Here is a 24,746-nt window from a genome sequence, read left to right as displayed (position 1 = left end):
ATGCCCGTGCGTCTCGGTACCAACCCGATCGCTTGGTCGAACGATGATCTGCGCAGCCTCGGCGGTGCGACCGCGCTGGAAACCTGCCTCACCGAAGCGCGACAGGCGGGCTTCACCGGCATCGAATTGGGCCATAAGTTCCCGCGCGAAGCAGCACCGCTAAAGACCGTGCTTGCGGCCCACGATCTGTCCCTTGTCTCCGGCTGGTATTCCTGCGAACTGCTGGTGCGCGATGCCGATGCAGAAATCGCAGCGATCCAGGATCATCTCAAGCTGCTGAAAGCGCTGGGCTGTTCCGTGCTGATCTTCGCCGAAACCTCCAACGCCATTCACGGCGACCAAAGCAAGCCGCTGTCGGCCCGCCCGAAACTCGCGGCGGGCGACTGGGCAGAGTTTGGACGGCGGGCAACCCAGGTGGCGGAAGCCGTTGCCGCCGAGGGCCTGAAACTCGTGTACCATCACCACATGGGCACCGTGGTTGAAAGCGAAGCGGATATCGACGCCTTTATGGACGCAACGGGCGATGCCGTGGGCCTGCTGCTCGATACCGGCCACGCCACCTTTGCCGGGGCCGATCCGGTTGCCTTGGCGCGGCGCTACCGGACGCGCATCCATCACGTTCACTGCAAAGACCTGCGCCGCCCGGTGATGGAAAGCGTGAAAGCACGCGACACCAGCTTCCTCGATGCGGTCGTTGATGGCGTCTTCACCGTGCCGGGCGATGGGTGCGTCGATTTCGCCAGTGTGCTGAAAGAACTGCCGGGCTATAGCGGCTGGCTGGTGGTGGAAGCGGAACAGGACCCCGAAAAGGCCAACCCGCTCACCTACGCCAAACTCGGCCACGCCAATCTTACGCGCTTCGCCGCCGGGGCCGGGCTGCTGTGAGCAAGCCGCTGCCCCCGTGGCTGAGGCCTTTTTGGGCGCGACTGCTCGTCGTGCTGATCTGCCTCGGGTGGATGGCGGTTGAAACCCTTTGGGGTCAGCCCTTTTGGGCGACCCTCGCCCTGGGCGCGGCGGCGATCAGCGCCTGGGAGCTGTTTTTGAAACCGGGCCGCCGCCGGGAGGATCAAGATGGCTGAGCTTCGCGTTAAAACCCGCACGCCGGATGCATCCGGTAAGGTGCTTTCGGTCACGCCGGAAAGCGCTGGCTGGAAGCATGTCGGTTTCGAGATGTTCCACCTTGCGCCCGGCCAAAGCCTGAGCGACGCGACGGGCGACCGCGAGGTCTGCCTCGTGCTCGTGACCGGCACGGCGAGCGTCACGGCGGGCGGCGAGCGTTTCGCAGGCATCGGCGGGCGCAAGACGCCGTTCGACGGAAAGCCCTATTCGGTTTACGTCCCCGCCGAGTCGGATTTCACCGTGACGGCGGAGAGCGAGCTTGAGCTTGCCGTCTGTTCCGCCCCCGGCACGGGGGCCTTCCCTGTTCGGCTGATCCCGCCCGAAAAGGTAGGGTTCGAAGAACGCGGCCAAGGCACCAACCGACGCTTGGTCTATAACATCCTGCCCGATACCGAACCCGCCGAAAGCCTGCTGGTGGTAGAAGTGATCACGCCGGGCGGCAATTGGTCGTCCTACCCACCGCATAAGCACGACCGCGACGCCTTCCCCGAAGAAACCTTCCTCGAGGAAACCTATTACCACCGCCTCAACCCGCCCCAGGGCTTCGCCTTCCAGCGCGTTTACACCGACGCCCGCGATATCGACGAAACTTTTGCGGTGGAAAACGGCGACTGTGTGCTGGTGCCGCGCGGCTATCACCCGGTCGGGGCGCCGCATGGTTATGATCTTTACTACCTGAACGTCATGGCCGGACCAACGCGCCAGTGGCGCTTCAAGAATGACCCTGCCCACGAGTGGATCGTAAAACCGAAGGCGGGCTGATCGGGTTCCGGGTGACGCGGCGCGCCTGCGAGTGTAATCTTTCCCCTAGGGTGCACCGCACAGGCTTGGAGTTTCATGCTCGATCCGGTTTCGCTGATCGTTCTGCACACGGCCATGATGTGGGCCTGCGCGGTGGCGTTCGCGCTGATTCGCCGGTTCGAAATCGGCTGGGGCTTTCCGTGGCACTGGCCGGTTGCTTTTTTTATCATGCCGATGGTGATGCTGATCGGCGGCTATGCCGAACAGATCGACTCCGACGGGTTACGCCTTCTCGGGTTTCTGACCGGGTTCGCCGGACCTGCGGTGCTGGCCGATGGGGTGCGCGCCTTTCTTAGGTTACCGGGCCGCCCGCGCCTGTGGATCGTGTGGTTCGTGCTGTTTACCGGGGCGATCCTCGGCTTCACCACCCTACTACCGTCGCTCAGCGGGCGGGTGCTGGTCTTCCAGCTTTTTACCGCCGGGATCGGGATTTACGCCTTTACCGTCAGTCGCCATCTTCCGATGGATGATCACCCGCTGGGGCGGCGGTTCGTTGCAAGCTTTGCCGCCGCGCCGATCCTAGCCTTTGCGGGGCAACTCCTCGCCCTCGCCCTCGGGCTCGATCAAACGCTTGAGGTGAAGAATATCGCCGTGCTGGTGCTGGCGGCGACCGCGATTGGCATTATCACCGCGATCGGCTGCGTGATCTTGGTGGCGGAACGGTTTGCGGCGCAGGTCGGGCGCGAAGCCCGATCGGACGTGCTGACCGGGCTTGCCACCCGCCGCGTCTTCGACCGGGCGCTGGAGCGGGCCGTGCAGCGCTTTACCGAGACCGCAACCCCGGTTAGCCTTATTCTGTTCGATATCGACCATTTTAAGACGATCAACGATACCCACGGCCACGACGTGGGCGATATCGCCCTGCGCGAAGTGGCCGACTGCGCCCGCGCCGCCGTGCGCCCCGGCGATGTGCTGGCCCGTTTAGGCGGAGACGAGTTCGCCATTCTTCTGCCGGAAACCGACCTACCCCAGGCCACCGACATCGCCCGCCGCGTGCTGGACCGGCTGCGCAGCCTGAGAGTAGCCACCCCGGGCGGCCCGTTGCGCCTATCGGGCAGCTTCGGCGTCGCCCAAGCCCTCCCTCCGTCCGACACGCCGCAGGCCCTGGTAAAGCGCGCCGATTTAGCCTTGTATGAGGTTAAGCGACGGGGGCGAAACGATGTCGAAGCGATGTCGTTGGCAACGCTGCCGCAGCCCGCTTAGGCTTATGCCTAAAGCCGCGCCTTCGCGCTGCGCGGCGTTGCCAGCAGCAGGCTGGTTTCGGAATTGGTGATGCCGGGGATTAGGCGGATGCGGCGCAGGACCGTATCGAAATCGCTTAAGGTCGCCGCGCCCAGTTCCACCACCAAATCCCAGCGCCCATTGGTCGTATGCACTTCCGACACTTCGGCGATGCCGCCGAGGCTGCGGATCACCCGGTCACCGACATGGCCTTCGATCTCCACCATCATAATGCCGCGCACCGGCAGATCGACCGTATCGGCGCGCAGGATGACGGTATAGCCCAAGATCGCCCCGCTCGCCTCCAGCCGCTCGATGCGGGCGCGGACGGTGGCGCGCGATACCCCCAATTCCAGCGCCAAATCGGAAACGCTGCGCCGCCCATTGTGGCGCAGCAGGGTGATGAGCCGTTCGTCGAGCTGATCCATGAATGTCCATTTTGGCAGTTTGAGTGATCAAAATGGTAACTCATGCCGCATTTTTTGCCAATTCCCCCTATTCAAATCGCCAGAGGGCGCTGGTTCAATCAAGGGAGACTTAGACCCGGGAGACCCCCATGTTGCATCCGCCGCTCGACTGTAAAATCCTTGCCGTGCCGGTCCAGGAAGGCGCCGGGCGGATGGGCTGCGAGATGGGACCAGCCGCCTTCCGCGCCGCCGATCTTGCGGGTGCGATCACCGAGCTGGGGCATAGCGTCCGCGACCTTGGCACACTGTTGCCCGCCCAGCCGCGCCGCCTGCACCATGATAATCCCGCCCTAGAGCATTTACCGGAGGTGGTGGCCTGGATCGAGGCGCTGACTCAGGCGGCCTATGAGGCCAGCGCCGAAGGTTTTCCGATTTTCGTCGGGGGCGATCATTCGCTAGCCGCCGGCAGCATCCCCGGCCTTGCCCGCCGCGCGCAGGCGCTGGGTAAACCCTTCTTCGTGCTGTGGCTCGACGCCCACCCGGATTTCCATACGCTCGAATCGACGACCAGCGGTCATTTGCACGGCACCCCGGTCGCCTATTTCACCGGACTTAAGAGTTTTGACGGCATCTTCCCGCCGCTCCCCGTGCCGGTCGATCCGCAGAATGTCTGCATGATGGGCATCCGCTCCGTCGATGCCGCCGAGCGCGCGGCCTTGCGCGAGACGGAGATGACGATCCACGATATGCGGGCTATCGACGATCACGGCATCGCCCCGCTGCTCTCCGCCTTCCTGAAGCGCGTTGAGGAAGCCGATGGCTTGCTGCACGTCAGCTTCGACGTGGATTTCCTCGATCCGAGCATCGCCCCCGGCGTCGGCACCCCCGTTGTCGGCGGCCCGACCCTGCGCGAGGCCCATCTGCTGATGGAAATGCTGCACGAAAGCGGGCGCGTCACCAGCCTCGACCTTGTGGAACTCAATCCGTTTCTCGACGAGCGCGGCCGCACCGCCCTGCTCATGGTCGATCTCGTCGGCAGCCTGATGGGGCGTTCCATCCTCGACCGTTCGAAAGGAACCTACCGATGACCCGCGCCCCCGATTTGAACCTCGTCCCCTTCGTCTCGGTCGATCATATGATGAAGCTGGTGCTGACCATCGGCACCGAACGCTTTCTGACCGAGCTTAGCGCCTATATCGAAGAAGATTTTCAGCGCTGGGAAAGTTTCGACAAAACCCCACGCGTTGCCGCCCATTCGCTTGATGGCGTGATCGAACTAATGCCGACCAGCGACGGCACGCTTTACGGCTTTAAATACGTCAACGGCCACCCGAAGAATATTCAGGACGGGCGGCAGACCGTCACCGCCTTCGGCGTGCTGGCCGATGTCGCCACCGGCTACCCGGTGCTGATGACGGAAATGACCATTCTCACCGCCCTGCGCACCGCCGCCATGTCCGCCCTTGCGGCGAAATATCTGGCGCCGAAGGGGGCAGATACGATGGCGATCATCGGCAACGGCGCCCAGTCGGAGTTTCAGGCCCTGGCCTTCAAGGCGATCTTGGGCGTAACCAAACTGCGGCTCTACGATATCGACCCGGTGGCGACGCGCAAATGCGCGTTTAATCTGCGCAATGCCGGGTTCGAGATTACGGCCTGCCAAAGCAAACAAGAGGCGGTAGAAGGCGCCCAGATCGTCACCACCGTGACCGCCGATAAACAATATGCCACCATCCTGACCGATAATATGATCGGTAGCGGCATCCACATTAACGCCGTCGGCGGCGACTGCCCCGGCAAGACGGAGCTGCATAAGGATATTCTGCTGCGGTCCGATATTTTCGTGGAATACCCACCGCAAACCCGCATCGAAGGCGAAATCCAGCAGCTTGCTGCCGATCACCCGGTCATCGAACTGTGGGAGGTGATCACCGGACGCACCCAAGGGCGGCGCGATGGGCAGCAGATTACCCTGTTCGATTCGGTTGGCTTTGCGATCGAAGATTTCTCCGCCCTACGCTACGTGCGCGACCGGCTTAAGGCGACGGGCCTTTATCAGAACCTCGACCTGCTGGCCGACCCGGACGAACCGCGCGATCTCTATGGCATGCTGCTAAGGCATGAGGCGACGATACAGGGGGCGGCCTAACCGCCCCCACTCGCCAGCCCGTCAATCAACCGTGATTTTCGCCGCTGTCACCACCTGCTTCCAGCGCGCAAGCTCGGTCGCAAGATAGGCGGCGAAATCGGCGCTGGAACTGCCAACCGTCTCGAAGCCCAATTCGTCGAACTTGTGCCGCACGTCCGGCTGCTGGGCCGCCGCGACGAAGGCGGCTTCGAGCTTAGCCTTCACTTCGGTAGGAACGCCCTTTAGCGTCGCGACTGCCTGCCAGGAATAAACCGCCATCCCGTCTACCCCCGCTTCGGCCATCGTCGGCGTCTCGGGGAAGCCCGGCACGCGCACGTCCCCGGCAATCGCCAGCAGCTTCAGCCGCCCGGCCTTAATCTGCGGCGCAACATTGCCCAGGTTGAGGAAGCCCGCTTGAACATGGCCCGCGACCAGATCGGTCACCGCCGGCGCACCGCCCTTATAGGGGGTATGAACGCCATTGGTTTGGGTGCGGTTCCAGAACAGCGCGGTGGTCAGATGGTCCGACGACCCGCTGCCCGAGGAGGCAAAGGTGACGGCATTCGGGTTCTTTTTCAGATAGGCAATAAACTCGGCAACCGAATTCGCCGGAAAACTTGGGTGCGTCACCAGCACGTTGGGCGTGCGCACCGCTAGGCTGATCGGTTCAAACTGTTTGGCCGGATCGTAGCGCAGATTATCGTAAAGCGCCGGATTGATGGCGAAAACACCGATCGAGGCCACCATCAGCGTATAACCATCGGGCTTAGCCTGCACAAACCCGGCAGCCCCAAGCGAGCCATTGGCGCCCGGGCGGTTATCGACAATCAGGGGCTGCTTGAGGGTTTCGGAAACCTTGGCGCTCAGTAGCCGGGCCACCGCGTCCGACCCGCCGCCCGCCGGAAACGGCACGATGACGGTCATCGGCTTCGACGGAAAATCCTCCGCCTGGGTTGGGGCCGAAAGACTGACGGTCAGGGCGGCCAGCGCCCCCAAAAGACGATGATACTGCATGCTTTCCTCCCGCGTGGGCCAATGATCAAGCCTTGATTGTCCGGCGGGCAGCGGCGGCGTTCCCCCGGTTGCAGCTTAGCCTTACGCAGGGAATATTTGTCAGTCAACATTCCAAAAATATCTGATCAGATGACAAATCTCCCGGGATAAACGGCAACGACTGATGTTTTTGTATGCAATCAATTTTGTGAGTATATTTTTTAATCATATCGCCTGATTTTGCATACAATTGACCCTTGAAGAAAAACTGAAAACCGGATCAACCCTCTGAAATTTAATAAGAAACATCTCTGGCATACATGTTGCTGATAGGACGACAGAGCGTCGGCGGGAGTGCGCCGATGTCCATATCAGCAGCAAAAGGGCCGTAGAGATGGATAAGAATTTGATCAGCCGCCGGTCGATCCTCAAAACCACGGCCCTCGGGGCACTGGGCGTCGCGGCGGGCGGGCTGCCCTTTCGCAGCGCCCAGGCGGCGGGGCTGACCATCGGCATTATCTATGTTGGCCCGCGCGACGATTTCGGCTGGAACCAGGCCCATGCGGTCGGCGCGCAGGCGTTGAAGGCGGTGCCGGGCGTCACCGTGATCGAAGAAGAAAATGTGCCGGAAACCGTCGCCGTGCAAAAGACGATGGAATCGATGATCAATCTCGACGGCGCCAAGCTGATCTTCGCCACCTCCTTCGGTTATTTTGACCCGCATATGATCGAAATGGCGAAGAAATATCCCGCCGTCGAATTCCGCCATGCCGTTGGCCTGTGGCAAGCCGATAAGCACCCGAAGAACGCGGGCAGCTACTTCGGCTACATTGATCAGGCCCATTATATCGACGGCGTGGCCGCAGGCCTATCGACCAAAAGCAACAAGCTCGGCTTCATCGCCGCCAAACCCATCGGCACCGTGGTCCGCAACATCAATTCTTTCCTGCTTGGCGCGCGCAAGACCAATCCGAACGCCACGGTGCAGGTGATCTTCACCGGCGATTGGTCGCTGCCCGTGCGCGAGGCGGAAGCCACCAACGCCCTGGTCGATGCCGGGTGCGACGTCATCACCTGTCACGTCGATAGCCCGAAAGTGGTGATCCAGACTGCCGAAAAGCGTGGCGTCAAATCCTGCGGCCATAACGCCAATCAGGGGCCCTTGGCCCCGAAGGGCTTCATCACCGGCGCCGAATATAAGTGGGAAACCATCTATAAGCAGTTCGCCGCCGCCCTGGCCAAAGGCGAAAAACTGCCGAACTTCGTGCGCGGCGGCTTCGATCTCGATTACGTCCAAAACACCGCCTTCGGCGCGGGCGCGACGCCGGAAGCCATCAAAGCCGCCACCGAAGCGAAAGCCGCCCTGGTCGCCAAAACCCCGATCTACGTCGGGCCGCTGAAAGACAATAAGGGCAAGGAAATAGTCGCCGCGGGCAAGAGCCTCGATAACTACGATGCGGGGCTTGAGAACAGCAATTATCTGCTCGACGGCGTGATTGGGTCGCTGACGTAACGCAGAGCCTTGCCGCTCAAGGGGCTCAGCCCCTTGAGACTCCCTTTTCTTGGTCCCGGAATTGCTTCGGTTTTCGGAGGTTATGAACGGGGAAAATGGGATCGCCAAGGGGCAAGCCCCTTGGCTGGGGGCATCGGGGGCAAAGCCCCTGATCCTGCGACCGCGTGAACAGGAGACGCCGAATGACGGCACGGCTGGATCGATGGCGGGCCAGAAGCGAATATGTGGTGATGCCGCTGGGCGCGCTGCTCGTGTCGGCGGCGCTGTTTTCGGTGTTTCTCTGGGCTTTGGGCAAATCACCCGCCGACTTCTTTGCGCTGATCTGGCGCGGCGGCTTCGGCACTTGGTTTTCGATCCAGAACGCCTTACTGCGGGCGGCGCCGCTGATCTTAACGGCCCTGTGCGTCGCGCTGCCCGCCCGGCTGGGGCTGGTGATCATCGGCGGCGAAGGGGCGCTGGTAATCGGCGGCCTCGCCTGCGCGGTGATCTCGCTGCCCATTGCCGGGGTCTGGCCCGCTTGGGCGGTCCTGCTGGTGATGGCCGTTACGGCGGCGCTGGCGGGCGGGGCGTGGATCGGTATGGTCGGGGCCTTGCGGACTTTCCGGGGCGTCAATGAGACGATTGCCGGGCTGCTACTGGTCTATATCGCCGTCGCGCTGCTGAACTTCTCTGTCGAGGGGCCGTTCCGCGATCCTGCTAGTCAAAATAAGCCATCGACCTTCCCGCTGCCCGCCGAGGCGATGATTGGGCCGATCCCCGGCATGGAAGTCCATTGGGGGCTGATTGCCGGGGTGGTGCTGGCTGCTGCTTATTATGTGCTGATCGATCATACGACGGTGGGTTTCGCCGCCCGCGTCACCGGCGGCAATATCCGCGCCGCGAAAGCCCAAGGGTTGCCGGTCGGGCGGCTGGTGGTGGGGTTTTCCATGCTGGCAGGTGCGGCGGCAGGGTTGGCGGGGTTCTTTGAAGTCGCGGCGATCCACGGGCGGGCGAATGCCTCACTCGCGGCGGGCTACGGGTTCACCGGCATCCTAGTTGCCTTCCTCGCCCGGCATAATCCGCTGGCGATTCTGCCCGTCGCCCTCTTATTCGGTGGGATTGCTGCCAGCGGCGGGTTGATCCAGCGGCGTTTAGGCCTGCCCGACGCTACCGTGCTGCTGATGCAGGGGGTGATCTTCGTCACCCTACTGGCCAGCGAAACCCTTTATGGCCGCATCCCCTTCTTCCGCCCCGCTGACGAGAGGAGCGCCGCGCGATGACCAGCGATCCGGGAATTTGGACCGTGCTGCTGGCGATTTTCGCCGGGGCCATCCGCGTCTCAACCCCCTTCCTCTTCGTATCCTTGGGCGAATGCCTGACGGAGAAGAGCGGGCGCATCAACCTCGGCCTCGAAGGCACGCTGATTTTCGGTGCGATGAGCGCTTATGCCACCGCCTATGGCACCGGCTCCCCCTGGTTGGGTGTGCTGGTGGCGGGGTTCGCGGGCCTCGGCCTCGGAACGCTGCACGGGTTGCTGTGCAACCTGCCGCGCATCAATGATGTCGCCGTGGGGATTGCCTTGATGCTGTTCGGCACCGGACTTGCCTTCTTCTTCGGCAAACCGTTCATTCAACCCGCCGCGCCGCGCCTGCCGGGGCTGCCGCTCGGGGATTGGACCGGGAACCCGGCCATTGCCGCCGCGCTCGAGATCAATCCGCTCTTCTTCGTCGGCGCCGCCCTAGCGCTGCTGATGGCCTGGGGCTTCAAAACCACCCGCTGGGGGCTGATCGTCCGCATGGTCGGCGATAGTGCGGCGGCGGCGCGGGCGATGGGCTATTCTTTGAGCCAAGTGCGGTTGATCTGCACGGCACTCGGCGGGTTCCTGTCGGGCATCGGCGGATCGTTCCTCTCGCTCTCCTACCCCGGAAGCTGGAACGAGGGCCTGTCGTCCGGCCAAGGGCTGATCGCCGTGGCTTTGGTGATCTTCGCGCGCTGGAACCCGCTGCGCTGCTTTATCGCCGCGCTGCTGTTCGGCGGTGCGGGGGCGCTCGGCCCGGCCTTGCAGTCCATCGGCATCAGCCAGGGCTATTACCTGTTCAACGCCGCCCCCTACATCCTGACGCTTCTCATCATGATCGCCTCCGTCTCGCCCAAGCGCAGTCTGAAGGACGCGCCCAGCGAATTGACGATCACGAGGTAGTTTTTGGAGGATTTTCCATGCCGCTCATCACCGCCTCCCCCTACGAATGGCCCTGGAACGCCGATCTGCGCCCGCAGAACACCGCCCTGATCGTCATCGATATGCAGACCGATTTCTGCGGCGAGGGCGGCTATGTCGATGCGATGGGCTATGATCTATCGCTGACCCGCGCCCCCATCGAGCCGATCAAGCGCGTGCTGACCGCCATGCGCCAGAAGGGCTATTTCATTATCCATACGCGTGAAGGCCACCGCCCGGACCTGTCGGACCTGCCGCCGAACAAGCGCTGGCGCTCCCGCCAGATTGGCGCGGGCATCGGCGACCCCGGCCCCTGCGGGCGCATTCTGATCCGGGGGGAGCCGGGGTGGGAAATCATCCCCGACCTTGCGCCGCTGCCGGGCGAAGTGATTATCGACAAACCAGGCAAGGGCAGCTTCTGCGCCACCGACCTTGATCTGATCCTGCGCCAGAACGGTATCGCCAATATCATCCTAACCGGCATTACCACCGATGTCTGCGTCCATACCACCATGCGCGAGGCCAATGACCGGGGCTATGAATGCCTGCTGCTGGAAGATTGCTGCGGCGCGACCGACCACAATAACCATCTGGCCGCCGTCAGCATGGTAAAGATGCAGGGCGGGGTTTTCGGCGCGGTCGCCCCCTCCGCCGCGCTGCTAGCGGCCCTGCCATGAGTAGCCGGGCGATTGGCATCGATATTCTCGGCATGGGCAAGCGCTTTGGCGCCTTCCAAGCGCTCGACGATGTGTCGATCTCCGTGCCTGCCGGATCGTTTCATGCGCTACTGGGGGAGAATGGCGCGGGCAAATCGACCCTGGTCAAATGCCTGATGGGCTTCTACCAGCCCGACGCGGGGGAAATCCTGCTGGACGGCAAGCAGGTGAGCATCGCCACCCCGCGCGAGGCGCGGGCGCTGGCCATCGGCATGGTCTATCAGCATTTCACCCTGGTTCCGTCACTGACCGGGGCGGAAAACCTCGTCATGGCGCGTGCCGATGTGCCGCTGGTGGTCGATTGGGCCAGGGAGACCAAGGCGCTAGACGCCTTCCTTGACCGCATGCCCTTCCGCGTGCCGCTGGATGTGCCGCTGTCCAGCCTTGCTGCTGGGCAGAAGCAGAAGCTGGAGATTCTAAAACAGCTTTACCTCAATCAGCGGTTTCTGATTCTGGACGAGCCGACCTCCGTGCTCACCCCCGACGAAGCCAGCGAAATCCTCGGCCTGCTGCGCGGCATGACGGATCGGGGCGAGCTGACCGTGCTGATGATTACCCACAAATTCCGCGAAGTGACGGAATTCTGCGACAGCGTGACCGTGCTGCGCCGGGGCCGTAAGGTCGGCAGCGGGTCGGTGGCGGAGCTTTCGACCGACGCGATGGCAAAAATGATGATCGGCGAAACCAAGGTGCCCGCCCGCGCCGCCCGCGTCGATCACGGGGCAACGCCGGTCGCCGTCGATCTTATCGCGCTGTACGGCGATGGGGACGATGGGCTGCCTGCGGTGCAAGAACTCGATCTTAAGGTCCACGAAGGCGAAATCCTGGGGCTGGCCGGGGTATCGGGCAATGGGCAGGTGGAGCTGCTCGAAATCCTGGCGGGTCAGCGCCCGCTAGCCGATGGGCGGATTTTCGTCAAGGGTAAGCCCTACACGCCCAAGCGGGCGGAAATGGACGTGATGAAGGTCTTCAGCCTGCCGGAAGAACCCCTGAAAAACGCCACCGCCCCGCGCATGAGCGTAGCCGAAAACCTGGCTTTTCGCGGCTTCGACAAAGCCCCCTTGGCCAAAGCCCGCTGGTTCCTATCAGGCAAAGAAATCCGCGCCCAAGCGGAAAGCCTGATCGCCCGCTACAATATCCGCACCCGCTCCCCCGAAACGCCTATCGAAGCCCTGTCGGGCGGCAATGTGCAGCGCGCGGTGCTAGCGCGGGAAATTTCCGGCGATGTCGCGGTGCTTGTAGTAGCGAACCCCTGCTTCGGGCTGGATTTCGCCTCCGTCGCCGATATTCGCGGTCAGTTGATGGCCTTGCGCAATAAGGGCACGGCCATTCTGCTGATTTCGGAAGACCTCGACGAAATCCTTGAACTATCCGACCGCATCGCCGTGATGTCGGATGGCCATATCACCTATCTCGCCCCCGCGGCCGAGGCCGACCGCACCGCCATTGGCCACGCGATGGCCGGGCATTGAAAGCATCCTGATGATCCCCATCCCCGCCGACCCCGGCCCCTTCCCGCTCGATCCTGCCGCCGTGGCGCTGGTGGTGATCGATATGCAGCGCGACTTCATCGAACCCGGCGGCTTTGGCGCGTCCTTGGGGAACGACGTCACCCGCCTGGGGGCCATCGTTCCCGCCGTCGCCGAGTTAATTGGCCTGTTTCGCGCCAAGGGCTGGCCGGTGATCCATACCCGAGAATCGCATCTGCCCGATCTGTCGGACTGCCCGCCCGCCAAACGCTTGCGCGGCAAGCCCGCCGCCCGCATCGGTGACCCTGGGCCGATGGGGCGCATTCTGGTGCGCGGCGAGCCGGGTAATGCCATTATTGATGCTTGCGCCCCCATCGCCGGGGAAGCCGTGATCGATAAGCCCGGCAAGGGGGCCTTCTACAAGACCAATCTTGAAGCTCTGCTGGCGCAAAACGGTATCCGGCAGTTAGTCTTCGCTGGGGTGACGACAGAGGTCTGCGTCCAAACCTCCATGCGCGAAGCCAACGACCGGGGCTATGATTGCCTGCTCGTGGAAGAAGCGACGGAGAGTTATTTCGCCGAGTTCAAGACCGCGACCCTGGCGATGATCCGCGCGCAGGGCGGCATTGTCGGCTGGACCTGCACCCTGCCCGCCCTTGAAACGGCGGTAACGCCATGAGCCTGACCGCCGCTGAAACCGAGGTCCGCGCCCTCTTCGAAGCCTATGAAGACGCGCTGATGCGCAACGATGTGGCGGCGATGGATGCCGCCTTCTGGGACTCGCCGGAGGTCGTGCGCTACGGTGTTGCTGAGGTTCAATATGGGATCGACGCCGTGAAGCGCTGGCGGGCGGAGGCGACGCCGGTTCTGCCTGGGCGCGCGCGGGAGGAGACGCGCGTCACGGCGCTATCGCCGGACTGTGTGTTGGTCGCAACCCTCTTCCGTTATCCCGGTCTGCCGGGGCAGTTGGGGCGGCAAAGTCAGACCTGGGCACGGTTGCCCGAGGGTTGGCGCATCGTTCACGCCCACGTCAGTAGCATTCCAGAAGTGCCGATTTCCAAGTAACGCCCGCCCCAAGAACGTGCTAAAGCCTTGACCCGAGACGAAAAAAGGAAACAGCCCTTCATCATGCCCGGACCGCGCCCTTTCGCCCGACGCGGCACCCGCGCCGAAGATTTGCGCCAACAATTGGCGGATGAAATCGTGCGCGGCATCCTGGCACCCGGCACGCCGCTGGACGAATCCGACCTTGCCGCACGCTTCGGCGTTTCCCGCACCCCGGTGCGTGAGGCCATCCGCCTGCTGGCCGCGAGCGGGTTGGTCGAAACTCGCCAGCACCGCAGCGCCCTGGTCGCCCGCCCATCCGATGAGCAATTGGCCGCGATGTTTATGGTCATGGCTGATCTCGAAGCCCTGTGCGCCGGCTATGCCGCCGTCGCCATGACGGCGCGGGAGCGGCGCGATCTGGAAAATCTGCACCGGTCGATGGCGCCCTTGGTGCGCGAGGGCGACCCTCAGCAGTTCCATGAAGCCAATGTCGAGTTCCACGCCGCGATCTATGCCGGGAGCCATAATCCCTATTTGGCGGAACTGACGGCGACGACGCGCCTGCGCCTCTCCCCCTTCCGCCGCGCCCAGTTCCGCACTTTGGGCCGCCTCTCGCGCTCCTACGCCGAGCACGAGGTGGTGGTGGATGCGATCCTGAAAGGCGATCAGAACGGCGCGGCGACCGCTATGCGCGGCCATATCGGCACAGTGGAGCAAGCCTATCTGCGCTATGTCGGCGAAGAAATCGCCCCCGCCGCCTCGGCGGGGGCTGAGACGGCTTAGGTTAAACTCGCCAAATACGCCCGCCAGCCGCCAAAGCGGGAGATATCGTCTGCCCCTTCAACGGCCACAGCTTCGACGAGAAACCCTAGCGGCGCCGTTCCATCGGCCAGTTTTACCCGCCCCAACCCCAGGGGTGCCGGGATCTGCGCGGCAAAGGCGCCCAGGGCTTCGGACGGCAGCGACCAGACTTCCACCGCCACAGTAACACCGCCCACCGCCCGTAACAGACCGGGTTTCGCTGGGCCGTCGCCGGGCAGACGGAACAGACGATAGTCCGGCGTTGTCGTCACCGCCCGCAGCAATTTTCCGCCGAGATCGGTCAATTGATGATTAAGCGGCATGCCGGACAGATGCGCCCCGACAACGGCAACCTCGATCCCCGCAGCCGTAGGCGGCAGCACGGCCAGTGGCGGCAGCGCTTGCCCCGTTGCCCCCAGGGGCAGGCGGGACCGCGCCTGGATCAGCCGCCCGAGCGATAGCAGCCCGGCATCGCCCCCCGCCGGACCGATCAGCGTCACACTGGCGGGCAAGCCGTCGCCGCGTAGGGACGAGGGCACGGCGAGCGCCGAGAGATCGAGCAAATTGACGAAATTCGTATAGGTGCCGAGGTTGGAGTTGAGGCGTACCGGATCGGCCTGCACCTGCGCCACCGTATAGGGACGCGGCATCGTCGGCACCATCATTAGGTCGATGGTGTCCCAAACTGGCAGGGTCGCGCGCTTCAACGCGGCGAGTTTGTAGAGCGCTTCGAACACCTGCGGTGCGTCGAACTTGCGGGCATTCTCGATAATCCCGCGCGTGACCGGGTGCAGTACCTCCGGCGTCGTTTCGATCAGCGCGCGAATCGCGGCATAGCGTTCGGCCACCCACGGCCCTTCGTAGAGCAGCCGAGCGACGGCGAAAAACGGGTCAAGGTCGATCTCGATCAAGGTCGCGCCCAAGCCGGTCAGCGCGGCGCAATCGGCGGCGAAGGCCGCTTCCGCTGCCGCATCGCCGAAGAATTCCCGACTATGGCGCATCGGCACACCGACCCGCAGCCCAGGGGGGACCGAGGTAGGCGTCCCCGGCGGCAGGCGGCGCGCATAAGCATCCGCCGCATCATAGCCCGCCATGACCGAATAGACCGTCCAAGCATCGTCGGCGGTGAGGGCGAAAACAGAGATTGTATCGAGCGTTCGGCACGCCGGAACCATGCCCGTGCCGGACACTGTGCCAAGCGTCGGTTTCAGCCCGACGATACCATTAAGGGCGGCAGGCACCCGGCCCGATCCCGCCGTATCGGTCCCCAGCGCAAACGGCACCAGCCCCGCCCCGACCGAGGTGGCCGAGCCGGAGGAGGAGCCGCCCGGCACCAAATCGGCCCGCAGGCTATTGCGCGGCACCCCATAGGGGGAGCGGACGCCGACGAGGCCGGTCGCGAATTGATCAAGGTTGCTCTTGCCAACGACAATCGCCCCCGCCGCCTCCAGCCGCGCCACGGCAAAGGCCGAAACCGTCGGCGTATACGCGAAATCGGGGCAGGCCGCTGTCGTCGGCAGGCCCGCGACGTCGATATTATCCTTCACCACGAAGGGCACGCCGAACAGCGGCAGATCGGTCTTTCCGGCCAGGGCGCGGGCGGCGGCCAGCGCCTCTTCCTCCGGTCGCAGGGTGATGAACAGCGCCGGATCGTTCCAGGCGCGGATACGCTCATAGGCGGCCCGAACGCCCGCTTCCGCCGATCCGCTTGCCCTGGCCTGGGAAAGATAGTCCGCCAGCGTTGCCATTGCCTCTGCTCCTCTGTCTTGCTGGGCGACGGCGCCCGTTCGCAAGAATGTATGCAATGCTGATGCCATAGGCTATTTTTTAATCATTACCCCTTTTTAGCCCGTATGGAGCGCTCGGGCGCAGCGTTGGCGCGCAGGAAAGCGGCAGATGCTGCCTTTCCCGGCACTCACGCGGGCGGCGTTAAGACGACCTCGACACCATCCACCGCCCCCGGGGCCGGTGAGCGGAAGGCTACGGCGGCCCCGGTCGCGGCGGCCAGCGCATCGACAATGGCAAGGCCCAAACCACTGCCGGACGCCCGGGTAGTCCCGCGCGCAAAGCGGGCACGCAGCCGGTCGAAATCCACAACCGGGCCTTGATTGCGGATGTGAACCGCCTCCGCCAGCACCCGAACGATCACCCGCGTCCCGCGAGGGCTATGCTTTAGGGCGTTTTCCACCAAGTTGCGCAGCAGCAGCGCAAAGGCATCCGGGTCGATGGTGGCGATGAGCGGCGCCGCCGGATCGATCAGCAAGCGCCCTTCTGCCGCCCGGATCAGATCGTCCAGGATCATCGGCACCAGCGGCGCCAGATCGGTCGGCGGGCCGGGGGGAAACAGGCCGGATTCAGCGCGGGCGAGTTGCAGCAGTTTTTCGGAGAGATGCGACAGGCGGTTGAGCGACGCCGCCACCGCCACCGCCCGGTCGCGCAATGGCCCCTCTGGTGCTTCGGCGATCAGGCGCTGGGTCTGCGCCAAGGCCCCCGCCAGCGGCGTGCGCAATTCATGGGCGCTGTTCGCGGCGAAACTGCGCTCGGCCGCCAAAGCACGGTCGAGCCGCGCCATCAGCCGATTGACGGCCCCAGCCACCGGGGCAATTTCCGATGGTAGCCGCAGCCCGGCAATCGGCGTTAAGTCGGCATCGCCGCGCCGCTCGATCTGTCGCCGCAGCAGCGTGACTGGTACCAAACCGCGCCGAACGCCGCCCCAGACCGCCAGCAGGCTAAGCGGCGCCAACAGCAAAATCGGCGCGAGCAAGCCGAGGCTGGCTTCCCAGGCTGCTTCCCGGCGGTGCCCTAGCGGTTCTGCCACCTCGACAAAGACCGTGCCGCTTACCCCCGCTTCGGTGTAGAGCCGCACATCGCGAAAACTGCGAAACCCTGGCGTCGGTCGCCCAGGAAAGGCCGAGGGGTCGGCATCATGGGAGCGGATGAGGATATGCCCATCAGCATCGCGCACCAGATAGGTCAGATACTCTTCGTGCCCTGCCAGCGCCGCAATATGGCGCGGCCCATCGGTGGGATCATCGCGGTAAAGGGTTTCAACGGCCAACGGCAGCAGGCGTTGCGCCAGTTCCTGCAACGCGCTGTCGAATACCTCGTCCAACTCGTGCCGAACGATCACGGCCCCCGCCAGCGTCGCAATGCCCCAGAGCGCGAGCACCAACAGCGTTAATAACAGGCTGAGCCGCCGTTGCAGACTATAGGGTCCGGTCATGCCCCGGCCCCCAAGCGATAGCCCAGGCCGCGCGCAGTCTCGACGATCTCATGCCCCAGCTTCTTGCGCAGGCGGCTGACGTGGGCTTCGACGGCGTTGCTCTCCACCTCGTCCCCGAAGGCATAGAGGCTTTCTTCGAGTTGCGGTTTCGACAGGATCGCCCCTGGGCGGCGCAGCAGCGCATCGAGCAAGGCCCATTCCCGCGCGGTCAGGGTGACCGGCTGGCCATCGCGGCTGGCCCGCCGGGCGGCAGGATCGAGCGTGACAGCGCCCAGCCGGGTTTCGGGATTGGGCTTCCCCGCCGCCCGGCGCGCGACCGCAGCAATGCGGGCGGAGAGTTCGTTCAGGTCGAAAGGCTTCACCAGATAATCATCGGCCCCGGCGTTCAGCCCGGCGATCCGGTCGGAAATGCGGTCGCGCGCCGTCAGAATGATGACCGGCAGCACCGATCCCACCGCCCGCAGTCGCTTCAGCAGATCGCTGCCCTGCCCATCGGGCAACACAAGGTCGAGCAGCAGCAGGTCATAGTCGGTCACGGCCAGAAACTCCCCTGCCGCCACAAGGCTTTCCGCCCAATCCACCGCCTGCCCATCGGCGTTCAACTGATCGCGCACGGCACCGCCGATGCTGCGCTCGTCCTCCACCAATAATATCCGCATCACCCCTCCTGCCTTTGCCGCAGTCTGGCGCAACAGCCTGACCGGTGCCTGACGGAAAGGCCCCGCCGTCAGGCTTGCGTCAGACTATCCTGGCAGGGTTGACGCAGGGTAATGAAAGGATGGGCTGCGATGATCGGGCGTCTTCTTGTGACGGGGGTTCTGCTGAGCGGCGGCGCCTGGGCGGGCGGCCCCCACTGCCACGCGCCCGTCGCCGAATGGCAACCGCGCGAGGTGCTGCACCAAAGGCTGACCCAGGAGGGCTATCGCGTCAGCCGCATCAAGGTCGATGACGGCTGCTACGAGGTGAAGGCCTTCGACCCACAGGGCCGCAAGATCGAAGCAAAATATGATCCCAAAAGCCTGGCACCATTGGCCATCGAAGCTGATTGACCGCGCGGCTAGACTTTTTCCACGCCGCCGGGCTTGATGCGCGCCGATAGCCCTAAGGGAGACTGGCCGTGGCCGTGCGCGATCTGATTTTCTATCCGAACCCCAAGCTGCGGCAAGCGACCGCGCCCGTCACGGTCTTCGACGAAAGCCTTGCCACCCTCGCAGCCGATCTGCTCGACACCTTGCGCGACCAGCAGGGCCTGGGCATCACCGCGCCGCATATTGGGGTTCTTAGCCGCATCACGGTGATCGAACTTTCGGCGGAAGACGGGCCGCGCACCTATGTGAACCCGGACATCATCTGGTCGTCGGACGAAACCCGCCAGCAGGACGAAGGCAGCCTATCGATGCCCGGCGTGATCGACGCGCTGGACCGCCCGGCCCGTGTGCGGGTGCGCTATCAGACGATCACCGGCGACACCCGGGAGGAGGCGGCGGAGGGGCTGCTCGCCACCTGCCTTCAGCATGAAATCGATCAACTCGACGGTCTTTTCTGGATTTTCCGCTTGTCGGCGCTGAAGCGCGAGCGGATCGTGAAACGCTATGAGAAACTGAAACGCCGAGCCGCACCATGAGCCTGCCGCCGGAGTATGCGACCGCCCATCAATTCCAATTCGGCGACTCGCCCGAATTGGCGGATGACCTGCTTGCCCGCGTTCTCAGTGGTCAGAAAACCGCCACCTGCGGCGCCTTGCGTGATATTGAGGCGGGCGAGCCGATGCCGCAGGTCGGGCGGCGCGATGTGGTGCTGGACGGCCAAGGCCGGCCCGCCTGCGCTATCGAAACCACCGATGTCACCATCCGCCGCTTCTGCGATGTCGATGATGCTTTTGCCGTGGCGGAAGGTGAAGGGCCGTATGAAGCGTGGCGTGACGGGCATATCCGCTTTTTCGAGCGCAATGGCGGTTTCCATCCAGACATGGAACTGGTCTGCGAGCGCTTCCGGCTGGTGCATATTTTCGAACGGAAGCTCTAGCCGCCCAAAATCCGCGCCTCGGCGGCCCTCAGGATTTTTGCCGCCAGCCCCGGATCGCCGACCGACCGGGCGAGCACCATCGCCCCGAGCATCTCCGTGAGGGCGGACAGCGCCTTAGCCTCCCGCGCCGCCTCGGTCTCCCCCGGTGCAATGCGGGCGAGCAAGGCCAAAAGCGCTTCGATCCCCGCCGTCATCGCCGCTTGCACTGGCGGGGCATGGCGCCCGGCCTCTGGCCCCAAAGCCGCCGCAACGCAGCCCCGGCCCGGCGCGGCCCGGTGCGTTTCCGACAGATAGGCGCGCACAACCCGCTCGAACGCATCCTCGGGATACCGGGCAACGGTTTTTTCCAGATAGGCACGCATTTCGGCAAACGCCTGGGCCGTGGCGGCGGCCGCCAGATCTTCCTTCGACGCGAAATGACCGTAAAAGCCGCCGTGCGTTAGCCCGGCTTCCTTCATCAAATCAGCAACACCGATACCATCGAACCCCTTTTCCCGGAACAAGCGCCCGGCGGTTTCGATGATCCGCGCCCGATTGGCCTCTGCCTGTGCCTTGCTGACCCGCATGGTGCCTCCTTGACTCTTTATAGGATGACCGTCATTTATAATCCAATACATGATGATCATCATTTAACGAGGTTCCCATGACCGCCGATCCCATCGTGATTGCCGCCGCCGTCCGCACGCCGCTGGGGCGGTTTCTGGGCGACCTCGCCCCCCTGTCCGCCCATGCCTTAGGCGCCCATGTGATCCGCGCGGCGCTGGAGCGGGCGGGCCTCGCGCCGGAAAAACTCAGCGAAGGGTTCATCGGCAATGTGCTGTCTGCCGGGCAAGGCCAAGCCCCCGCGCGGCAAGCACTGCGCGGCGCGGGCATTCCCGATGCGGTGGGCGCGACGACGATCAACAAGGTCTGCGGGTCGGGCATGAAGGCGGTGATGCTGGCCCATGATCTCCTAAGGGCCGAGGCGGGGGAGATCATTCTGGCGGGCGGGATGGAGAGCATGTCGAACGCCCCCTACCTGCTGCAAAAGGCCCGCGCCGGGTATCGGTCCGGTCACGACCGTATCTTCGATCATATGGCGCTCGATGGGCTGGAAGACGCCTATGAACCGGGCCGCCCAATGGGCGATTTCGGCGAGGCTGCCGCCGAACAATATGGCTTCACCCGCGCCGATCAAGATGCTTTCGCGATTGAAACCTTGACCCGCGCCCGCGCCGCCATCAATAGCAAGGCGTTCGCCGCCGAAATCGCGCCGATTTCCGTTCCGGCCAAGGGCGGCGCACTCCTGATCGAGAACGATGAACACGCCCTGAAAGTTCAGCCGGAGCGTATCCCCGGTCTGAAACCCGCCTTCCGCGCCAATGGCACGATCACCGCCGCCAGCGCCTCCGCCAATGCCGATGGCGCCGCCGCGCTAATCGTGACCCGCCGCTCGGTCGCCGACCGGGACGGGCTGCCGGTCTTGGCCGAAATCAAGGGCCACGCCACCCATTCGCACGCCCCGGCCTGGTACACCACCGCCCCGATCCCGGCGATTAGGAAGTTGCTCGCAAAGACCGGCTGGTCGGCAACCGAGGTCGATCTCTTTGAAATCAACGAGGCCTTCGCCGTGGTGGCGATGGCCGCCGCCAAAGACATTGGCATCCCGCGCGAGAAACTGAACGTCAACGGCGGCGCCTGCGCCCTCGGGCATCCCATCGGCGCTTCTGGTGCGCGCATCCTGGTGACGCTGCTGCACGCCCTAAAAGCGCGGGGCCTGCGCAAAGGCATCGCCGCCCTGTGCATCGGCGGCGGGGAAGCCACGGCGATGGCGGTCGAACTCGTCTAGGACGGATTGCGGGGACTATGGGGAGGCCAGTAGCCCTTCCACAAGGCAGGTAAAGGCCTCCACCGCTTTCGGCAGCACCTGGGCCGGGTCATCGCTGGCGGCGACCCAGAGCGCTGCATTGAGCGCGGCGCCGTTCACCAGCCGGGCTGCCGCCTCTGCATCCACCGCTCGTACGATCCCCTGCGCCTGAAGCATTGTCAGCGCCGCTACGGTCGCCCGTAGGCAGCTATCTTGGCTAGGCCATTGCGACGGATCGCCGAGGACCGCCGGACCATCGAGCAGCACGATCCGCTGCACCTCCGGTCGCAGGGCCATTTCGATATAGGCGACGCCTTCCGCCAGCAACCGATCCCAGGCCATCGCGACGGTCGCGGCCGCAGCGCGCGCCTCCGCGGCCATTTCCCCATCAATCTCCGCCACGACCGCCGCCAGCAGCCCGCGCTTATCGCCGAAATTGTGATAGAGCGCGCCGCGCGTTAACCCGACCTCGGCGGTCAAATCGTCCATCGAAGCGCCCGCATAGCCTTTCTCCGCAAAAGCCCTGCGCGCCGCCGCGATCAGCTTGGCGCGGGTTTCCGCCATTTGCGCCAGACGCCGGTTCCCTGCCATATCATCCCTTTCACATACGCTGCGTATGTTTTCAATTGACATACGTCGCGTATATATGATCAAACCACATACGCACCGTATCTGAAAACTTCCCAAAGGATAAGCCCATGCCGCGCGACGCCATTTTTCCGGCCGATCCCAACCGCCAAGCGCTCTATACCCAGCACCGCTATTCGGCGGCGATCCGGTCCGGCGATCTTCTGTTCGTTTCGGGCCAAGTCGGCAGCCGCGCCGATGGGTCGCCGGAGCCGGAGTTCGCCCGGCAGGTGGAACGGGCCTTCGATAATCTCACAGCCGTGCTGGCCGCCGCCGGGTGCAGCTTTGCGGATGTGGTCGATGTAACGACCTTCCACACCGATCCGGCCCAGCAGTTCGATACCATCATGGCCGTGCGCGAAAAATTCATCGGGGCACCGCCCTATCCCAATTGGACGGCGGTGGGCGTAACTTGGCTCGCGGGCTTCGATTTCGAAATCAAGGTCATCGCCCGCATCCCCTGATCTTTCCGCAGGCGTAAACGTCTAGCCTTCTAGGGAAGGGCCGTGCGATCCTGGCCAAAACATCGGGGGGATTTTGCACTATGTCGATCAAACTCTATCACTGCCTCAGTGCCCGCTCCTTCCGGCCCCTGTGGATGCTGGAAGAACTGCGGCTGGCTTACGAGTTGATCGTCCTGCCCTTCCCGCCGCGCGCTTTGCAGCGCTCTTACCTTGACGTCAACCCGCTCGGCACCATTCCGCTGTTCGAAGACGGGCCGGTACGCATGACCGAATCGGCGGCGATCTGCCAATATCTCGCCGATAAGGCCGCGCCCACGCCCCTACGCATCGGACCGGAGGAGGCGGAGTATGGCGCCTATCTCAACTTCCTGCACTTCGGCGAGGCAACGCTGACCTTCCCGCAAACCCTGGTGCTGCGCTATGGCCGCTTCGAGCCGGACGCGCGCAAATTGCCGGAAGTGGCCGACGCCTATGCGAAATGGTTCCTGGGGCGGTTGCGGACGCTGGAGCCGCATCTGGCGGCGCGGGAGTATCTCGTCGCGAGCCGTTTCACCGCCGCCGATGTATCGGTCGGCTATGCCCTGATGCTGGCGGAATTGATTGGCCTTGATGCTCACTTCCTGCCCGCCGTTGCGGCCTATTGGCAGCGATTGAAGGCCCGGCCCGCTTATGGCCGCGCTCTGGCCGCCCAAATCACAGCCGCAGAGGCGCAGGGGGTTTCGCCGGTTCCCGCCCCGCAAGCCGTTCCGGCTTAGAACTGTGGGCGTTACAACGGACGCAGTTCTAAGCCACCATTGCGGCGGCGGCCAAGGGTATGGCGGTCGCGGTGGCGATCAAAACCGCCGAGCGCATCGTGCTCGACGATCTCCTCACCCCGTTGCAAAAGTACAAACAGGAAGCGCTGCGCGAGCGCTAGACCGACGAGAAAGACTGGAGACGATCCTGACGATGCCGACCACCTCCCAGGCCCCGCAGACCGCGCAACAGACCGTTGCGGGGACGATGGGGGAGATTTGCTGGCTGATGTCGCAATCGCCCGCCCATAAGCATCTCTTCCTGGCGGACCTCGATTGGTTCGTGGCCCCGGCCTTGCTGCTGGGCACCTACCGCATCTTCCGCGATCCGCAGAAACCGATTGGTGTGGCGCTGTGGGGGAAGGTCTCGCCGGAGGTGCGGGACCGGCTGAACGGCGGCATCCTGCGCCTGCACCCGGCGGAGTGGAACAGCGGCGAGATCGTCGGGCTGATCGACCTGGTGGCGCCGTTTGGGCATACGGAGGCGATGATTGCCGACCTCAAGAGCGTCGTGCCCGGGATTGAGGTTGGAGAATAACCATGTCTTTTGATCGAGGTTTTTATGAAACATTAGCATTTTACGCCATGTTCTCGGCGCCCTTTTATATTTTCATAGGAATACCTGTCACTATATTATTTTTGATAAAATTGAAGAAATGGTATTGGAGGATTATTATATTGTTTTCCCCGATTTTTTATTTTTTTGCATACTCAAGGATACTTAGAATGTGGTATAATTATGGATATTAAATAATTTTCTTCCACGTAAGGTCTCAATTCGGCTCTCTTGTTAATATTTTGATGGTCGCGCTTTGTTTGGAGGATTTCACGTCATCGTCTCGAGGGGATTTAGAGGTGCTGGCATATTATGTGATGTTCTCGGGGCCATTTTATGTGGTTATAGGGATTCCTGTTTCTATAGTATTGTTTATAAGAGCGAAAAGCATATTCACTAGATTTGCGTTAGCTATATCGCCTTTCTTATATTTTTGGATATATGTAAAAATTATTGATGCATGGCATCATTCTTGATTCGGAAACCTTGACCCAGATCGCAAATCTCCATCGAACTAGGATGCTATAACAATGAGTGATTCAAATAAGAAGAGTGCGTTACGACCAACACTGTTGTCATAAATTGGAAAACGGCTTGTCGACTTCGGGGTGCGCCGACGCCACGCTGTGGCTGAGATGCAACGGCTGGCAGCCTGAGGACGGGTGGGCTGGATTCTGATTGCAACCGAAGCTGTGTTCGTTAATATCTCGTTAAAATGCGAAGGATTTTTATCTGACGACTGTAACCGATTCGGCCCCGCAGACCGCGCAACAGACCGTTGCGGGGACGATGGGGGAGA

At 63.3% G+C, this 24,746-nt stretch carries 28 protein-coding genes; 21 read left to right on the top strand and 7 right to left on the bottom strand.

The window, feature by feature from the left end:
* The 4 genes from iolE (at window position 1) to CHR90_RS05205 (ending at window position 3,123) form a co-directional block, all read left to right on the top strand.
* Entirely contained in the window at window positions 1-885 is an 885-nt protein-coding gene (gene iolE / locus CHR90_RS05215; protein ID WP_094407934.1) for a myo-inosose-2 dehydratase, read from the top strand.
* Window positions 882-1,079, top strand: coding sequence for a DUF3329 domain-containing protein (locus CHR90_RS19135; RefSeq protein ID WP_141210875.1), 198 nt, complete (start codon window positions 882-884; stop codon window positions 1,077-1,079). The genes iolE and CHR90_RS19135 overlap by 4 nt, the downstream gene beginning before the upstream one ends.
* A complete protein-coding gene (iolB, locus tag CHR90_RS05210; RefSeq protein ID WP_094407933.1) occupies window positions 1,072-1,881 on the top strand; it encodes a 5-deoxy-glucuronate isomerase in 810 nt (269 codons plus the stop codon). Before CHR90_RS19135 ends, iolB begins: the two co-directional genes overlap by 8 nt.
* Before the next feature lie 75 nt (window positions 1,882-1,956).
* Window positions 1,957-3,123 carry a GGDEF domain-containing protein gene (locus tag CHR90_RS05205; RefSeq protein ID WP_094407932.1) on the top strand — a complete coding sequence of 389 codons (1,167 nt, stop codon included), beginning with the start codon at window positions 1,957-1,959 and terminating at the stop codon, window positions 3,121-3,123.
* Between the two features lie 8 nt (window positions 3,124-3,131).
* Here the strand turns inward: CHR90_RS05205 and CHR90_RS05200 are convergent, their stop codons facing one another.
* On the bottom strand, window positions 3,132-3,569 hold the full coding sequence (locus tag CHR90_RS05200; protein WP_094407931.1) for an Lrp/AsnC family transcriptional regulator: 438 nt from the start codon (window positions 3,567-3,569) through the stop codon (window positions 3,132-3,134).
* Between the two features lie 128 nt (window positions 3,570-3,697).
* Between CHR90_RS05200 and rocF the strand changes: the two genes are divergently transcribed.
* Together rocF and CHR90_RS05190 are read left to right on the top strand one after the other, a co-directional pair.
* The gene (rocF, locus tag CHR90_RS05195) at window positions 3,698-4,636 is read left to right on the top strand and encodes an arginase (protein WP_094407930.1); all 939 of its coding nucleotides are present in this window, start codon (window positions 3,698-3,700) and stop codon (window positions 4,634-4,636) included.
* Window positions 4,633-5,697 (top strand): ornithine cyclodeaminase, encoded by a 1,065-nt coding sequence (locus CHR90_RS05190; protein ID WP_094407929.1) that lies wholly within the window; start codon window positions 4,633-4,635, stop codon window positions 5,695-5,697. The genes rocF and CHR90_RS05190 overlap by 4 nt, the downstream gene beginning before the upstream one ends.
* A 21-nt stretch (window positions 5,698-5,718) precedes the next feature.
* Here the strand turns inward: CHR90_RS05190 and CHR90_RS05185 are convergent, their stop codons facing one another.
* Window positions 5,719-6,690 carry a Bug family tripartite tricarboxylate transporter substrate binding protein gene (locus CHR90_RS05185; RefSeq protein WP_094407928.1) on the bottom strand — a complete coding sequence of 324 codons (972 nt, stop codon included), beginning with the start codon at window positions 6,688-6,690 and terminating at the stop codon, window positions 5,719-5,721.
* A 373-nt stretch (window positions 6,691-7,063) separates the two neighbouring features.
* Between CHR90_RS05185 and CHR90_RS05180 the strand changes: the two genes are divergently transcribed.
* From CHR90_RS05180 to CHR90_RS05145, 8 genes are all read left to right on the top strand, one after another.
* Window positions 7,064-8,182: a BMP family ABC transporter substrate-binding protein gene (locus CHR90_RS05180; RefSeq protein ID WP_094407927.1), complete on the top strand. Its 1,119-nt coding sequence runs from the start codon at window positions 7,064-7,066 to the stop codon at window positions 8,180-8,182.
* A gap of 182 nt (window positions 8,183-8,364) precedes the next feature.
* Complete coding sequence (locus tag CHR90_RS05175; protein ID WP_094407926.1) at window positions 8,365-9,441, top strand: ABC transporter permease; 1,077 nt, start codon at window positions 8,365-8,367, stop codon at window positions 9,439-9,441.
* Complete coding sequence (locus CHR90_RS05170; protein ID WP_094407925.1) at window positions 9,438-10,361, top strand: ABC transporter permease; 924 nt, start codon at window positions 9,438-9,440, stop codon at window positions 10,359-10,361. Before CHR90_RS05175 ends, CHR90_RS05170 begins: the two co-directional genes overlap by 4 nt.
* A 17-nt stretch (window positions 10,362-10,378) precedes the next feature.
* Window positions 10,379-11,056: a biuret amidohydrolase gene (biuH, locus tag CHR90_RS05165; protein ID WP_094407924.1), complete on the top strand. Its 678-nt coding sequence runs from the start codon at window positions 10,379-10,381 to the stop codon at window positions 11,054-11,056.
* Complete coding sequence (locus tag CHR90_RS05160; protein WP_212668618.1) at window positions 11,053-12,567, top strand: ABC transporter ATP-binding protein; 1,515 nt, start codon at window positions 11,053-11,055, stop codon at window positions 12,565-12,567. Before biuH ends, CHR90_RS05160 begins: the two co-directional genes overlap by 4 nt.
* A gap of 10 nt (window positions 12,568-12,577) precedes the next feature.
* Entirely contained in the window at window positions 12,578-13,243 is a 666-nt protein-coding gene (locus CHR90_RS05155) for a cysteine hydrolase family protein (RefSeq protein WP_170941297.1), read from the top strand.
* Window positions 13,240-13,629 (top strand): AtzH-like domain-containing protein, encoded by a 390-nt coding sequence (locus CHR90_RS05150; protein ID WP_094407923.1) that lies wholly within the window; start codon window positions 13,240-13,242, stop codon window positions 13,627-13,629. The genes CHR90_RS05155 and CHR90_RS05150 overlap by 4 nt, the downstream gene beginning before the upstream one ends.
* Window positions 13,630-13,692: 63 nt before the next feature.
* The gene (locus tag CHR90_RS05145; protein ID WP_094407922.1) at window positions 13,693-14,394 is read left to right on the top strand and encodes a GntR family transcriptional regulator; all 702 of its coding nucleotides are present in this window, start codon (window positions 13,693-13,695) and stop codon (window positions 14,392-14,394) included.
* On the opposite strand, the gene atzF is transcribed toward CHR90_RS05145, so the two are convergent.
* From atzF to CHR90_RS05130, 3 genes are all read right to left on the bottom strand, one after another.
* A complete protein-coding gene (gene atzF, locus CHR90_RS05140; protein WP_094407921.1) occupies window positions 14,391-16,160 on the bottom strand; it encodes an allophanate hydrolase in 1,770 nt (589 codons plus the stop codon). The genes CHR90_RS05145 and atzF overlap by 4 nt on opposite strands.
* A gap of 167 nt (window positions 16,161-16,327) precedes the next feature.
* Window positions 16,328-17,635 carry an ATP-binding protein gene (locus CHR90_RS05135; RefSeq protein ID WP_094407920.1) on the bottom strand — a complete coding sequence of 436 codons (1,308 nt, stop codon included), beginning with the start codon at window positions 17,633-17,635 and terminating at the stop codon, window positions 16,328-16,330.
* On the bottom strand, window positions 17,632-18,294 hold the full coding sequence (locus tag CHR90_RS05130) for a response regulator transcription factor (RefSeq protein ID WP_094407919.1): 663 nt from the start codon (window positions 18,292-18,294) through the stop codon (window positions 17,632-17,634). Before CHR90_RS05130 ends, CHR90_RS05135 begins: the two co-directional genes overlap by 4 nt.
* 129 nt (window positions 18,295-18,423) lie before the next feature.
* Between CHR90_RS05130 and CHR90_RS05125 the strand changes: the two genes are divergently transcribed.
* The 3 genes from CHR90_RS05125 to CHR90_RS05115 all read left to right on the top strand — a co-directional run bounded on the left by CHR90_RS05125 (window position 18,424) and on the right by CHR90_RS05115 (window position 19,660).
* Window positions 18,424-18,684: a PepSY domain-containing protein gene (locus CHR90_RS05125; protein ID WP_094408068.1), complete on the top strand. Its 261-nt coding sequence runs from the start codon at window positions 18,424-18,426 to the stop codon at window positions 18,682-18,684.
* A 68-nt stretch (window positions 18,685-18,752) separates the two neighbouring features.
* A complete protein-coding gene (locus tag CHR90_RS05120) occupies window positions 18,753-19,259 on the top strand; it encodes a peptide deformylase (protein ID WP_094407918.1) in 507 nt (168 codons plus the stop codon).
* Window positions 19,256-19,660: an ASCH domain-containing protein gene (locus CHR90_RS05115; protein WP_094407917.1), complete on the top strand. Its 405-nt coding sequence runs from the start codon at window positions 19,256-19,258 to the stop codon at window positions 19,658-19,660. Before CHR90_RS05120 ends, CHR90_RS05115 begins: the two co-directional genes overlap by 4 nt.
* Here the strand turns inward: CHR90_RS05115 and CHR90_RS05110 are convergent.
* Complete coding sequence (locus CHR90_RS05110) at window positions 19,657-20,226, bottom strand: TetR/AcrR family transcriptional regulator (RefSeq protein WP_094407916.1); 570 nt, start codon at window positions 20,224-20,226, stop codon at window positions 19,657-19,659. The genes CHR90_RS05115 and CHR90_RS05110 overlap by 4 nt on opposite strands.
* Before the next feature lie 77 nt (window positions 20,227-20,303).
* Between CHR90_RS05110 and CHR90_RS05105 the strand changes: the two genes are divergently transcribed.
* Window positions 20,304-21,488, top strand: coding sequence for an acetyl-CoA C-acyltransferase (locus CHR90_RS05105; protein WP_094407915.1), 1,185 nt, complete (start codon window positions 20,304-20,306; stop codon window positions 21,486-21,488).
* 15 nt (window positions 21,489-21,503) lie between these two features.
* Here CHR90_RS05105 and CHR90_RS05100 read toward each other — a convergent pair whose 3' ends face one another.
* Complete coding sequence (locus tag CHR90_RS05100; RefSeq protein WP_094407914.1) at window positions 21,504-22,097, bottom strand: TetR/AcrR family transcriptional regulator; 594 nt, start codon at window positions 22,095-22,097, stop codon at window positions 21,504-21,506.
* A 107-nt stretch (window positions 22,098-22,204) separates the two neighbouring features.
* On the opposite strand from CHR90_RS05100, the gene CHR90_RS05095 reads away from it, so the two are divergent.
* The 3 genes from CHR90_RS05095 (at window position 22,205) to CHR90_RS19130 (ending at window position 23,929) form a co-directional block, all read left to right on the top strand.
* Window positions 22,205-22,597 carry a RidA family protein gene (locus CHR90_RS05095; protein WP_094407913.1) on the top strand — a complete coding sequence of 131 codons (393 nt, stop codon included), beginning with the start codon at window positions 22,205-22,207 and terminating at the stop codon, window positions 22,595-22,597.
* A gap of 80 nt (window positions 22,598-22,677) precedes the next feature.
* The gene (locus CHR90_RS05090) at window positions 22,678-23,352 is read left to right on the top strand and encodes a glutathione S-transferase family protein (RefSeq protein ID WP_094407912.1); all 675 of its coding nucleotides are present in this window, start codon (window positions 22,678-22,680) and stop codon (window positions 23,350-23,352) included.
* A 193-nt stretch (window positions 23,353-23,545) separates the two neighbouring features.
* Window positions 23,546-23,929 carry a toxin-activating lysine-acyltransferase gene (locus CHR90_RS19130; RefSeq protein ID WP_141210874.1) on the top strand — a complete coding sequence of 128 codons (384 nt, stop codon included), beginning with the start codon at window positions 23,546-23,548 and terminating at the stop codon, window positions 23,927-23,929.
* Window positions 23,930-24,746: the final 817 nt, after the last annotated feature.

The sequence above is a fragment of the Elstera cyanobacteriorum genome (genome assembly GCF_002251735.1).
GTDB classification, from domain to species: domain Bacteria; phylum Pseudomonadota; class Alphaproteobacteria; order Elsterales; family Elsteraceae; genus Elstera; species Elstera cyanobacteriorum.
This window is presented reverse-complemented; position numbering and strand designations above follow the sequence as displayed.

Excerpts from the sequence above, each read along its gene's own strand:
- iolE (WP_094407934.1), top strand. The coding sequence starts at position 1 with ATGCCCGTGCGTCTCGGTACCAACCCGATCGCTTGGTCGAACGATGAT.
- iolB (WP_094407933.1), top strand. The coding sequence starts at position 1,072 with ATGGCTGAGCTTCGCGTTAAAACCCGCACGCCGGATGCATCCGGTAAG.
- CHR90_RS05205 (WP_094407932.1), top strand. The coding sequence starts at position 1,957 with ATGCTCGATCCGGTTTCGCTGATCGTTCTGCACACGGCCATGATGTGG.
- CHR90_RS05200 (WP_094407931.1), bottom strand. The coding sequence starts at position 3,569 with ATGGATCAGCTCGACGAACGGCTCATCACCCTGCTGCGCCACAATGGG.
- rocF (WP_094407930.1), top strand. The coding sequence starts at position 3,698 with ATGTTGCATCCGCCGCTCGACTGTAAAATCCTTGCCGTGCCGGTCCAG.
- CHR90_RS05190 (WP_094407929.1), top strand. The coding sequence starts at position 4,633 with ATGACCCGCGCCCCCGATTTGAACCTCGTCCCCTTCGTCTCGGTCGAT.
- CHR90_RS05185 (WP_094407928.1), bottom strand. The coding sequence starts at position 6,690 with ATGCAGTATCATCGTCTTTTGGGGGCGCTGGCCGCCCTGACCGTCAGT.
- CHR90_RS05180 (WP_094407927.1), top strand. The coding sequence starts at position 7,064 with ATGGATAAGAATTTGATCAGCCGCCGGTCGATCCTCAAAACCACGGCC.
- CHR90_RS05175 (WP_094407926.1), top strand. The coding sequence starts at position 8,365 with ATGACGGCACGGCTGGATCGATGGCGGGCCAGAAGCGAATATGTGGTG.
- CHR90_RS05170 (WP_094407925.1), top strand. The coding sequence starts at position 9,438 with ATGACCAGCGATCCGGGAATTTGGACCGTGCTGCTGGCGATTTTCGCC.
- biuH (WP_094407924.1), top strand. The coding sequence starts at position 10,379 with ATGCCGCTCATCACCGCCTCCCCCTACGAATGGCCCTGGAACGCCGAT.
- CHR90_RS05160 (WP_212668618.1), top strand. The coding sequence starts at position 11,053 with ATGAGTAGCCGGGCGATTGGCATCGATATTCTCGGCATGGGCAAGCGC.
- CHR90_RS05155 (WP_170941297.1), top strand. The coding sequence starts at position 12,578 with ATGATCCCCATCCCCGCCGACCCCGGCCCCTTCCCGCTCGATCCTGCC.
- CHR90_RS05150 (WP_094407923.1), top strand. The coding sequence starts at position 13,240 with ATGAGCCTGACCGCCGCTGAAACCGAGGTCCGCGCCCTCTTCGAAGCC.
- CHR90_RS05145 (WP_094407922.1), top strand. The coding sequence starts at position 13,693 with ATGCCCGGACCGCGCCCTTTCGCCCGACGCGGCACCCGCGCCGAAGAT.
- atzF (WP_094407921.1), bottom strand. The coding sequence starts at position 16,160 with ATGGCAACGCTGGCGGACTATCTTTCCCAGGCCAGGGCAAGCGGATCG.
- CHR90_RS05135 (WP_094407920.1), bottom strand. The coding sequence starts at position 17,635 with ATGACCGGACCCTATAGTCTGCAACGGCGGCTCAGCCTGTTATTAACG.
- CHR90_RS05130 (WP_094407919.1), bottom strand. The coding sequence starts at position 18,294 with ATGCGGATATTATTGGTGGAGGACGAGCGCAGCATCGGCGGTGCCGTG.
- CHR90_RS05125 (WP_094408068.1), top strand. The coding sequence starts at position 18,424 with ATGATCGGGCGTCTTCTTGTGACGGGGGTTCTGCTGAGCGGCGGCGCC.
- CHR90_RS05115 (WP_094407917.1), top strand. The coding sequence starts at position 19,256 with ATGAGCCTGCCGCCGGAGTATGCGACCGCCCATCAATTCCAATTCGGC.
- CHR90_RS05110 (WP_094407916.1), bottom strand. The coding sequence starts at position 20,226 with ATGCGGGTCAGCAAGGCACAGGCAGAGGCCAATCGGGCGCGGATCATC.
- CHR90_RS05105 (WP_094407915.1), top strand. The coding sequence starts at position 20,304 with ATGACCGCCGATCCCATCGTGATTGCCGCCGCCGTCCGCACGCCGCTG.
- CHR90_RS05100 (WP_094407914.1), bottom strand. The coding sequence starts at position 22,097 with ATGGCAGGGAACCGGCGTCTGGCGCAAATGGCGGAAACCCGCGCCAAG.
- CHR90_RS05095 (WP_094407913.1), top strand. The coding sequence starts at position 22,205 with ATGCCGCGCGACGCCATTTTTCCGGCCGATCCCAACCGCCAAGCGCTC.
- CHR90_RS05090 (WP_094407912.1), top strand. The coding sequence starts at position 22,678 with ATGTCGATCAAACTCTATCACTGCCTCAGTGCCCGCTCCTTCCGGCCC.
- CHR90_RS19130 (WP_141210874.1), top strand. The coding sequence starts at position 23,546 with ATGCCGACCACCTCCCAGGCCCCGCAGACCGCGCAACAGACCGTTGCG.